Origin of the sequence: Desulfovibrio sp. DV (assembly GCF_001936595.1) — a bacterium.
Taxonomy (GTDB): Bacteria; Desulfobacterota; Desulfovibrionia; order Desulfovibrionales; family Desulfovibrionaceae; genus Solidesulfovibrio.
In genome coordinates, this window is sequence record NZ_MLBG01000145.1 from 1 (window position 1) to 10,346 (window position 10,346).

Sequence of the window (10,346 nt, forward strand, 5' to 3'; positions counted from 1 at the left end):
GTCCTTTGAAAAAGAAGGCTCCATCTCCAACTCCGGCCGTTGGATGCAGTGGCGCTATCCGGCCCAGGCCCCTCGGGCGATTCCAAGCCGGACGGCGACATCATCTACGAACTCTTTGAGAAGATTCGCGAGCTCTACGCCAAAGAAGGCGGAGCCTATCCCGACCCCATCAAAAACCTCAACTGGGATGTGGCCACCAACCACATCTTTGATCCGCACAAGGTCGCCAAGCGCATCAACGGCTATTTCCTCACGGAAAAGACGCTCAAGGTCGGCGACGCGGACAAGACCTTCAAACCCGGCGACCCGGTGCCAAGTTTTGCCCTGCTGCAAAACGACGGTTCCACCTGCTCCGGCACCTGGGTGTATTGCGGCTCCTACACCGACAAGAACATGGCCGCCCGCCGCGACAAGGCGCAAACCGCCATGCAGGCCAAGATCGGTCTTTTCCCTGCCTGGTCCTGGGCCTGGCCGGTCAACCGCCGGGTGCTCTACAACCGTGCCTCGGTTGATCCGCAAGGCAAGCCCTACCAGCCGGACAAGCCGGTCATTGCCTGGGTGAACGGCAAATGGGAAGGCGATGTGCCCGACGGCCCCTGGCCGCCCATGGCCGACACCGAAAAGGGCAAGTACCCGTTTATCATGACCGGCGACGGCATGGGCCAGATCTTTGGCCCGGGCCGCAACGACGGCCCCTTGCCCGAGCACTACGAGCCTCTGGAATGTCCCATTGCCGAGAACCCCTTCTCCAAGCAGTTGCACAACCCAACGGCGCTCAAGTTCACCGGCCCGGCCGACATCCATGCCTCCTGCGATCCCCGGTATCCGTTTATCTGCTCCACCTACCGGGTGACCGAGCACTGGCAGACCGGCGTCATGACCCGCAACTCCCCCTGGCTCCTTGAGGCCGAACCGCAGATGTTCTGCGAGATGAGCCCCGAACTGGCCAAGATGCGCGGCATCAAAAACGGCGAAAAGGTCATGCTCGACAGCACCCGCGGGTCGCTTTGGGCCAAGGCCATCGTCACCGAGCGCATCCAGCCCTTTACCGTGCTTGGCCAGACCATCCATCAGGTGGGCATCCCCTGGCACTACGGCTGGACCTGGCCGAAAAACGGCGGCGACTCGGCCAATATCCTGTGTCCGTCAGTCGGCGACCCCAACACGGGCATCCCCGAGACCAAGGCCTTCATGGTCAACGTGCGCAAGGCCTAGGGAGGACCGACGCCATGAATGGAAAGAGCTTCTTTGTCGACCTGTCGCGCTGCACCGGCTGCCGGGGCTGCCAGATCGCCTGCAAGCAGTGGAAGAACAAACCCGTGGAACCCACGGAAAATACCGGTTCGCACCAGAATCCGCCGGACCTGTCCTGGCAGACGCTCAAAGTGGTGCGCTTTACCGAAACCACCATCGACAACACCTTCCAGTGGCTGTTCTTCCCGGATCAGTGCCGCCACTGCCTGGATGCGCCGTGCAAGATGGTCGGCGATTCCGAAGTCCCTGACGCCATTGTCCAGGACCCTGAGACCGGGGCCGTGGTGTTCACTGAAAAGTGCAAGGGTTTAAACGCCCAGGGTGTGCGCGAGGCCTGTCCCTACGACATTCCCCGCGTCGATGCGGCCACCAAGCTCATGTACAAGTGCGACCTGTGCAACGACCGCATCCATGCCGGCATGGTGCCCTCGTGTGTCCAGACCTGTCCCACCGGGACCATGAACTTCGGCGACCGTGACGAGATGCTGGCCCTGGCCCGGGAGCGCCTGGGAAAACTCAAGGTCAAGTACCCCAAGGCCGAACTGGTGGACGCCGATTCGGTGCGGGTCATCTTCCTGTGCCCGTTCCCGCCGAGCGCCTACTACAAATACGTCCAGTTCGGAGACGCCGGCCCACGGCCTTTAAGCCGCAAGGCCTTCCTGGCGAAGGTCATGCGTCCGCTTCGGGCCCTCGGTTAGGTTCCCGCTTCCGTCCGCTTCGGGAGGCCGCTGCCACGGCCTCCCGACTGCGGCGGTTTGCGCGGCCGGCAGGGCAGGCCAGCATTTGGCTCGTCGCGCCGGTTGACCGACCCCTGGTCCTATCTGCTATCCCTGCGCCATGGGCATCCCTACACCATACCGTTCCCGCCTGATGCGAGGCTTGGCCGCCTTTGCCGTGGCCGTTGTCCTGGCGGCCTGTTCCAATGGCTCCTCGCCTGAAAAAGGAGCCTCGGGCACCCCGGGCGTCACCAACGATACCGTGACCATAGGCTGTTCCCTGCCGCTCACCGGCCATGCCAGCTATCTCGGCAAGCAGACCCTCAATGGTGCTCTGGCCTACTTAAATGCCGTCAATGAAGCCGGCGGGGTGGCCGGGCGCAAAATCAAGCTCATCACCCTTGACGACGGCTACGATCCACCGCGTTGCGTGGCCAACACCCAGCAACTCATTGTCGAGGACCGGGTGTTCTGTCTTTTCAGCTATGTCGGCACCCCGACCACAGCCAAGATCATCCCGCTGCTCGACGAGGCCCGCGTGCCCCTGGTCGGTAGTTTCACCGGGGCCGATGTCCTGCGTTTTCCCTTTCGTCGCTACATCATAAATATCCGGGCTTCCTACTACCAGGAAACCGCCGCTGCCGTGGACCATATCGTCGGCGATCTGGGCTTTGACCGGGTGGCTGTGCTCTACCAGTACGACGCCTACGGCTTCGACGGCCTCAAGGGCACGGAAATGGCGCTCAAGTCCCTGGGGCTGGCCCCGGTGGCCCGCGGTTCCTACATCCGGGGCACCATGGACGTGGAAGAGGGCGTGGGCCGCATCCTGGACGCCAAGCCCCAGGCCGTTGTCATGATCGGGACCTCCGGCCCCTGTGCCAAGGCCATCAAACTGGCCCGGGCCAGAGGCTACCGGGGGCTTTTTTACGCCGTCTCCTTTGTCGGAGCCGATGAGATCGGCCGCATCCTCGGTCCCGGCAACGACACGCCGCTTTTGATGTCCCAGGTGGTGCCGCCGCCGGATCTGCCCGAATCGGCTGCCCTGTTGACCGGCGTTATGGACTACGCCCGGCTGTTGGCCCGCTCATTTCCCGAGGAACGGCCCAATGTGGTCGGCCTGGAAGGGTTTTTAAACGCCCGGGTGCTGGTCGAGGGGCTCCGCCGGGCCGGGCGCGAACTGACCCGTGAGCGCTTTCTCGACGCCATAGAATCCATCAGCAACTTTTCGGTCGGCATCGCCAGTCCCGTCAGCTACGACAAAGACCGGCACCAGGGCCTGGAACGCGTCTATTTCACCCGGTTTGACCACGGCCGCTTCCAGATGGTCACGGATTGGGGCCGCATCAAGGAGATCCTGGCGGCCTCGGCCAAGCTGACCCCCGTTCCCACCGAACTCGATGGCACAAGCGGTGCCGCTGCTGCCGGACCCGGCCGGTAACCCCTATGCCGTTTCCCCAGCGGGTCAGTCTCAAGCTCAAGATGTTTGGCGGCACCATGGCGGTGGTGCTCCTGGTCAGCGCCGTCATTGCCATTTTGGCCCGGTGGATTTTGGTGACGAGCCTTAACCGCGAACTCGAACAGCGCGGCGTGGCTATCGGCCAGAGCATTGCCGAACGGGCCAGCGGGTTTATCCTGGACAAGGATCGGGCCAATCTGGTCAGCCTTGTGTTCGACGCCGCCCAGCTTGGCGAGCGCAAGGTGCTCGTTTCCTACATTTTCATCCAGGACAACGAGGGCCGTATCCTGGCCAACACCTTCATCCGGCCGTTTCCCGAGGGCCTGCTTCGAATCAATCCCCTGTCCGACAGCCGGGATTACAGTATTGATCTGGTTGATTTCGAAAACGCCCAGGCCATCGACATTGCCGTGCCCGTGCGCGAGGGCATCTACACCCTGGGCGCGGTCCACGTCGGGTTGTCCAAAAGCCACATTGACTCTCTGGTGGGAAAGCTTCGCACCACGTTTCTGGGCTTTATCACCGCGGTTACCGTGGTCATGTTTCTCATTGTCCTTCGCCTGTCCAATGCCGTGGCCCGGCCGCTTTCCCGGCTGACCCAGGCCGCCGACGCCATCAGTCGGGGCAGCATGGACGCGCCGGAAGCCATGCTCGGGCTTTCCGACGACGCCATCAAGCACTGCCAGGCCTATGCCGACACCGATCTGCCCTGCTGGCATTTTGACCAGAACCGTGGCGATGCCGAGACCGCCAGTCTGGTCAATTCGCGCACCTGCCGGGAGTGCCGGTTTTACCGCAAGGACGGCGGCGGCGACGAAGTGGCCCAGCTCGCCGAATCCTTTAGCAACATGATCTGGAGCATCCGGCTCTACCGCCGCCGCTTGCGCGAGTCCGAGGAAAAGTACCGGTCCCTATTCGACAGCAACCCCGATCCCGTCTTTGTGGTCGATGCGGGGAGCGGCCGCATCCTCGATGCCAACTCCCAGGCCGAGGCGGTGTACGGCTACGGGCGCAAGGAACTGTCCGGCCGCAATGTGGCCGATCTGGAACCGGAAGCCGACGGCGGGGGCGTGGCCGGCTATCTGCGCGACCGCGACGCCCCGGGGCGGGTGCTGTTTCCCAAGCTGCGCCATGTGCGCAAAGACGGCAATCCGCTCTACGTCAACGTCCACGCCTGCCGCATCGCCTACCGGGGCCGCGATGCGGTCATCGTCTCGGCCACCGACATCACCGAGCTGGTGGAAAAAGACGCCCAGCTCATCCAGGCCAGCAAGATGAAGACGCTCGGCGAAATGTCCGCCGGCATCGCCCACGAACTCAACCAGCCGCTAAACGCCATCAAGATGGGCAGCGACTACCTGAAGATGGTGGTGGAAACCGGCAACACCCCGACACCGGCGGCCCTGGCCACGGTCACCGATCAGGTCAGCCAGCAGGTGGACCGGGCCGCGGCCATTATCGGCCATCTGCGTGATTTCGGCCGCAAGTCCGAACCCAGGCTGGAAAATGTGGATATAAACGAGCCGATTCGCGGCGTTTTCACCATCATCGGCCACGAACTGGCCCTGCAAGGCATTGAAATCACGCTCGACCTGACGGCGGATGCACCGATCAAGGCCCACGCCAACCGGCTGGAGCAGGTCTTTTTCAATCTCGTGGTCAATGCCCGCGACGCCATGATCGACCCGCGCGGCCGGGAGCGGCCCCGGCGTCTGGCCATCACTTCGCGAAGCGTCAACGGGCAAGTGACGGTGTCCGTCTCCGATACCGGCAGCGGCATCCCGGAATCCGAACGGCGCAAGATCTTTGAACCGTTTTTCACCACCAAGAAAACCGGCCAGGGCATGGGCCTGGGCTTGGCCATCACCTACGGCATTGTCAGGGATTACGGCGGCGAGATTGAAGTCGACAGCGCACCCGACCGGGGCAGCGTGTTTCGGCTCACCTTTCCGGCCGCCCGGGACAGGGGCGAACGCGGGACTTGACGCCGCCGCCCCAAGCCAGCAAACAGCCACATGCAAGACGGTCCGGGAGCACCTATGCGCACCATTCTGGTCATCGACGACGAACGGCCCACCCTGCAGATGTTCGAGCTCTATCTCGGTGCCTATGGCTATCGGGTGCTGGTTGCGGCCAGCGGCGAGGAGGGCCTGGCCGTGTTTGACGCCGAAACCCCGTCCATCGTGCTCACCGACATCAAGATGCCCGGCATGGACGGCTTAGAGGTCCTGGAAGCCATCAAGGCCCGTCGGCCCGAGACCGAAGTCATTGTCATCACCGGCCACGGCGACACCGATCTGGCCCTGGCCGCCCTGGGGCTTCGGGCCACGGATTTCATCGACAAGCCCATCCGCCGCGAGACACTGGAAGCGGCCCTGGGCCGGGCGGGCGGCCGCCTGGACATGGTCGAATCCGCCGGCACCTACGGCGATGTGGCCGCTGCCAGGGAAGGGGATATCGGCGTCATCCACATCCGCGGCAGCCTCACCGGCGAAACCGAGCCGTTTCTGACCCGGGCCTTGCGGGAGATGGACGAGGCGCGGGCCATTTTGTTCGCATTTACCCCCAATGCCTCAATAAACGGCGCGGGCCTGGACATCCTGCTCACCATGACCGAGGACTGCCTGGCCTCGGGCCGGCGGGCCGCCGTCTTCGGTCTGGCCGATAATTTTGTGCGCGTGCTCGACCGGCTCGGCGTCACCGACAAGGCCCCGCAATTTGCCGACCGGGACAAGGCCCTGGCCTATCTGGCTGACCGGCCGGCCGGTTCCTGACGCTTCGTTCGGCTTTCTTTGCCCTCAAACGCCACGCAACACCCTGGAACAACAGACTTTCATCTGTTCGGTGCCATCAGTCCCGGTCCGACGGCACCGGCTTTCCCGGCCCCGGGGAACCCGGTTGGCGGCCACGATGCCGCCCTGGTCGCGTGGCCGTTTACAGGCGGGCGCACCGTCCGTATAGTGCCGCCACCCGGAAACGGCGCACAAGGTTGGGACGGCATGAAAATCCCTGGGGATGCGTTTGGCCGGGGCTGCCTGTGGCTCAGTCTGGCGGCCCTGTACGGCCTGCTGGCCATGCGGCTTTATGTCGCCTGGCGGGAGGGCCTATGGCTGGAGTGGCCGCTTGGGGATTTCGTGCCCGATGCCGTGGTGCGCCGGATCTTCGCCCTGGAACAGCCCGGGTTGCGGGATGTCGCCAGCTGGCTGCTTGGCCGGGATGTGCTGTACTGGGTCGCAGCCGGATGCCTGATCCTGTGGCTGCTCACCGGGTCCGGCGAGGCTGGCCCTGCCAATGATGATGATGCTCTTTCCCGGTGACGCCGCGTCGCCGCTGTCGCGTCAAGGAGGTTTTATTGATGCGCGTATGGATACTGGCTGCTGCCCTGATTCTGGCCGCAGCTCCTGGATTGGCCGCTGAAGCCGTGTCCCTCACCGGCCGGGTGACGGGCGTTATGCAATATCCCCAGAAAGAAACCATCTGCTTGTCCTTCGAAGCCAAGGACAAGAAGAGCTACCTGATCTGCGACGACGCCACGGCCAAGGACGTCATCGAAAAACTCTTTGCCCTGGGCAAAAAGGACAGCGACTGCCGTGTCGACGGTACGGTGTCCAGGAAAAACGGCGATGAGATCTATCTGACCGTGACCGGCGTGGGGCAGGGCGGCTGAACAACACGTAACCCACTTTCCCCATGCATAAAACCCAGCCTCTCTCCCCAAGACGCCCGACCCGGACGGTGCAGGTCGGTTCCGTCGGCATCGGCGGCGACAATCCCGTGCGCGTCCAGAGCATGACCAACACCGACACCCGGGACGTGGACGCCACCCTGGGGCAAATTGCGGCCCTGGCCGAGGCCGGTTGCGAGATCGTGCGTCTGGCCGTGCTCGACGAGGCCGCAGCCAAGGCCCTTGTCGCCATTCGGGCCGGCACCACGGTGCCGCTTATCGCCGACATCCATTTCGACCACCGTCTGGCCGTGGCCGCCCTGGAGGCCGGCGTTGACGCGCTTCGAATCAATCCCGGCAACATCGGCTCCGAAGCCGCCGTGGATGTGGTGGTGGATGCAGCCAAGGCGCATGGGGCCCCGATCCGCATCGGCGTCAATTCCGGGTCCGTAGCCAAGGAACTGCTCAAAAAATACGGCGGCCCCACCCCCGAAGCCATGGTCGAAAGCGCCTTGGAACATATCGCTTTCCTCGAAGCCCGGGACTTTTACGACATCAAGGTCTCACTTAAATCCTCGTCCGTGCTGCGCACCATCGCCGCCTACCGCCTGCTTGGCGCGCGAGTCGATTATCCCCTGCACATCGGCGTCACCGAGGCCGGAACGCCCATGCGCGGAGCCGTCAAATCCGCCGTGGGCCTCGGCATCCTCCTGGCCGAAGGCCTGGGCGACACCCTGCGGGTGTCGCTCACCGGCGATCCGGTGACCGAAATCGGCGTGGCCTACGAGATTTTGCGTTCGCTTGAACTGCGTGCCCGCGGGCCGGAAATCATCTCCTGCCCCACCTGCGGGCGCACGGAAATCGATCTGGTCGGGCTGGCCGAGGCCGTGGAAGAACGCCTTCGCGGCGTCCCCGAAATTTTCACCGTGGCCGTCATGGGCTGTGTGGTCAACGGCCCGGGCGAGGCCCGGGAGGCCGACATCGGCATAGCCGGCGGGCGCGACTGCGGCATCATTTTCCGCAAGGGCGAGGTGCTTGGCAAGGTGCGCGGGGCCGACAACCTCATCCCGGCCTTCATGGACGAACTGGAACGTTTCATTACCGAAAAAAAGGAATCCGCATGCGACTGAGCCGCTACTACGCCCCCACCCTCAAGGAAACCCCGGCCGAAGCCGAGGTCATAAGCCACCAGCTTCTGCTTCGCGCCGGCATGATCCGCAAACTCACCGCCGGCATCTACACCTATCTGCCCCTGGGGCTTCGGGCGCTCAATAACGTCGCCAAGATCGTGCGCGAGGAAATGGACCGGGCCGGGGCGCTCGAAATCCTCATGCCGGCCGTGCAGCCCGCCGATCTGTGGAAGGAATCCGGGCGCTGGGATTTCTACGGCCGCGAACTGTTGCGTTTCGTCGACCGCCACGACCGCGAATCCTGCCTGGGACCCACCCACGAAGAGGTCGTCACCGATCTGGTGCGCCACGAAATCCGCTCCTACCGCCAGTTGCCGGTCAATCTCTACCAGATTCAGACCAAATTCCGCGACGAAATCCGTCCCCGCTTCGGCCTCATGCGCGGTCGGGAATTTGTCATGAAGGACGCCTATTCCTTCGATAAGGACGATGCCGGGGCCGACGCCAGCTACTGGGCCATGTACGAGGCCTATGCCCGCATCTTCACTCGCTTGGGGCTTAAATTCCGGGCCGTGTCCGCCGACTCCGGAGCCATTGGCGGCTCGTTCTCCCACGAATTCATGGTGCTGGCCGATACCGGCGAGGACACCATCGTGGCCTGCCCGGACTGCGACTACGGGGCCAACCTCGAAAAAGCCGAAGCCGTCTGTCCGCCGGCCGGCGAAAGAGCCGCCTGCCCGCCGGCCGAAAAAGTGGCCACCCCGGGCAGCCACACCGTCGAAGAAGTAGCCGCCTTCCTCAAAGTCGCCCCGGCGTCCATCGTCAAGACGCTGCTTTATATCGCCGACGGCAAGCCTGTGGCCGCCCTGGTGCGCGGCGACCGCGAACTCAATGAGATCAAGTTCAAAAACCTGATCGGCGCCAAGGAAGACATCCGGCTGGCCACCCCGGAAGAGGTCGTCAAGGCCACCAACGCCCCGGTCGGGTTCGCCGGGCCGGTCGGGCTCGCGCTTCCCATCTACGCCGACCGCGAACTGGCCCTGGCCTCGGACTGGATCGTCGGTGCCAATGCCGCCGACGCCCACCTGATCCACGTCGATCTCGGCCGTGATGCCTCCATTGTCTCGTTTACCGATCTGCGCGAAGTCGCTCCGGGCGATCCTTGCCCCAAATGCGGCGCGCTGCTCACCTTCACCAAGGGCATCGAAGTCGGCCACGTCTTCAAATTGGGCCTTAAGTATTCCGAGGCGCTAAACGCCACCTTCCTGGACGAAGCCGGTAAGGAACAGTTCATGATCATGGGCTGCTACGGCATCGGCGTGTCGCGCATCGTGGCTTCCTGCATCGAACAAAATAACGACGCCTCCGGCATCGTCTTCCCGCCGCCCATCGCCCCCTTCGAAGTGGCGCTGATCAATTTGAGCCCCAAGGACGACACGGCCAACGCCAAGGCCGACGAAATCTACAACCAGCTCACAGCCGCCGGCATCCAGGTGCTCCTCGACGACCGCGACGAACGCCCCGGCGTCAAATTCAAGGACGCCGACCTGATCGGCTTCCCCATCCAGTTGACGCTCGGCGGCAAAGGCCTGGCCCGCGGCATCGTCGAAACCAAGGACCGCCGTACCGGCGAGAAGAGCGAACTTTCGCTGGAAGGTTTCTTTGAAGCCTTCGCCACCTGGCGCGCCGGCGTCCACCAGGGCTGGGGACTGGAGTAGACTGGGGCGCTGCCCCAGACCCTGCCAGGACGCTGTCCTGGACCTGCCGGGGGGATCATCCCCCCGGACCCCCGGATCGGGCGGCGGGAGTACGGGAAGCGGGTGGGGAGGATGTGTGGCGGCGGGGGACTGCCAAAAATGGGGTGGGCCGTTGGGGCCGATACGACCGTCGCTGGCGCGGCGGTCGCACCGGCCCCAACGGCCCACCCCAAGTTGCCCTCGGCCCCGCTTCGGGGCCGACAGGTTTGCGCAAGAGCGACCAGACAGGGTGGCTCGATTTTGCGAGTTATGAAGCCGACAGGTTTGGGAATGCAGGTCCCCAAGGCCTGTAGACTTGCTGGATTTATTGACGTTTCGCCAGCGTAGCGTCCGAGCGCAAATGGCCGGCCATCCCCCTGTAACCCCTTT

8 protein-coding genes and 1 pseudogene are annotated in these 10,346 nt (G+C 63.9%); all 9 read left to right on the forward strand.

The genetic code is table 11. The features are described from left to right. A pseudogene (locus DVDV_RS20335) lies at nucleotides 1-1,215 on the forward strand (molybdopterin dinucleotide binding domain-containing protein); the annotation flags it as partial. Nucleotides 1,216-1,229: 14 nt separating this feature from the next. Further along, nucleotides 1,230-1,952, forward strand: coding sequence for a 4Fe-4S dicluster domain-containing protein (locus DVDV_RS20340; RefSeq protein WP_075356407.1), 723 nt, complete (start codon nucleotides 1,230-1,232; stop codon nucleotides 1,950-1,952). Nucleotides 1,953-2,124: 172 nt separating this feature from the next. Next, complete coding sequence (locus DVDV_RS20345) at nucleotides 2,125-3,408, forward strand: ABC transporter substrate-binding protein (RefSeq protein WP_254845471.1); 1,284 nt, start codon at nucleotides 2,125-2,127, stop codon at nucleotides 3,406-3,408. Nucleotides 3,409-3,413: 5 nt separating this feature from the next. Beyond that, nucleotides 3,414-5,411: an ATP-binding protein gene (locus DVDV_RS20350; protein ID WP_075356409.1), complete on the forward strand. Its 1,998-nt coding sequence runs from the start codon at nucleotides 3,414-3,416 to the stop codon at nucleotides 5,409-5,411. A gap of 54 nt (nucleotides 5,412-5,465) precedes the next feature. Further along, nucleotides 5,466-6,200: a response regulator gene (locus DVDV_RS20355; protein ID WP_075356410.1), complete on the forward strand. Its 735-nt coding sequence runs from the start codon at nucleotides 5,466-5,468 to the stop codon at nucleotides 6,198-6,200. 225 nt (nucleotides 6,201-6,425) lie between these two features. Beyond that, nucleotides 6,426-6,743, forward strand: coding sequence for a hypothetical protein (locus DVDV_RS20360; RefSeq protein WP_075356411.1), 318 nt, complete (start codon nucleotides 6,426-6,428; stop codon nucleotides 6,741-6,743). 38 nt (nucleotides 6,744-6,781) lie between these two features. After that, on the forward strand, nucleotides 6,782-7,093 hold the full coding sequence (locus DVDV_RS20365; RefSeq protein ID WP_075356412.1) for a hypothetical protein: 312 nt from the start codon (nucleotides 6,782-6,784) through the stop codon (nucleotides 7,091-7,093). A gap of 23 nt (nucleotides 7,094-7,116) precedes the next feature. Next, the gene (ispG, locus tag DVDV_RS20370; protein WP_075356413.1) at nucleotides 7,117-8,220 is read left to right on the forward strand and encodes a flavodoxin-dependent (E)-4-hydroxy-3-methylbut-2-enyl-diphosphate synthase; all 1,104 of its coding nucleotides are present in this window, start codon (nucleotides 7,117-7,119) and stop codon (nucleotides 8,218-8,220) included. Then, complete coding sequence (locus tag DVDV_RS20375; RefSeq protein ID WP_075356414.1) at nucleotides 8,211-9,938, forward strand: proline--tRNA ligase; 1,728 nt, start codon at nucleotides 8,211-8,213, stop codon at nucleotides 9,936-9,938. Before ispG ends, DVDV_RS20375 begins: the two co-directional genes overlap by 10 nt. Nucleotides 9,939-10,346: the final 408 nt, after the last annotated feature.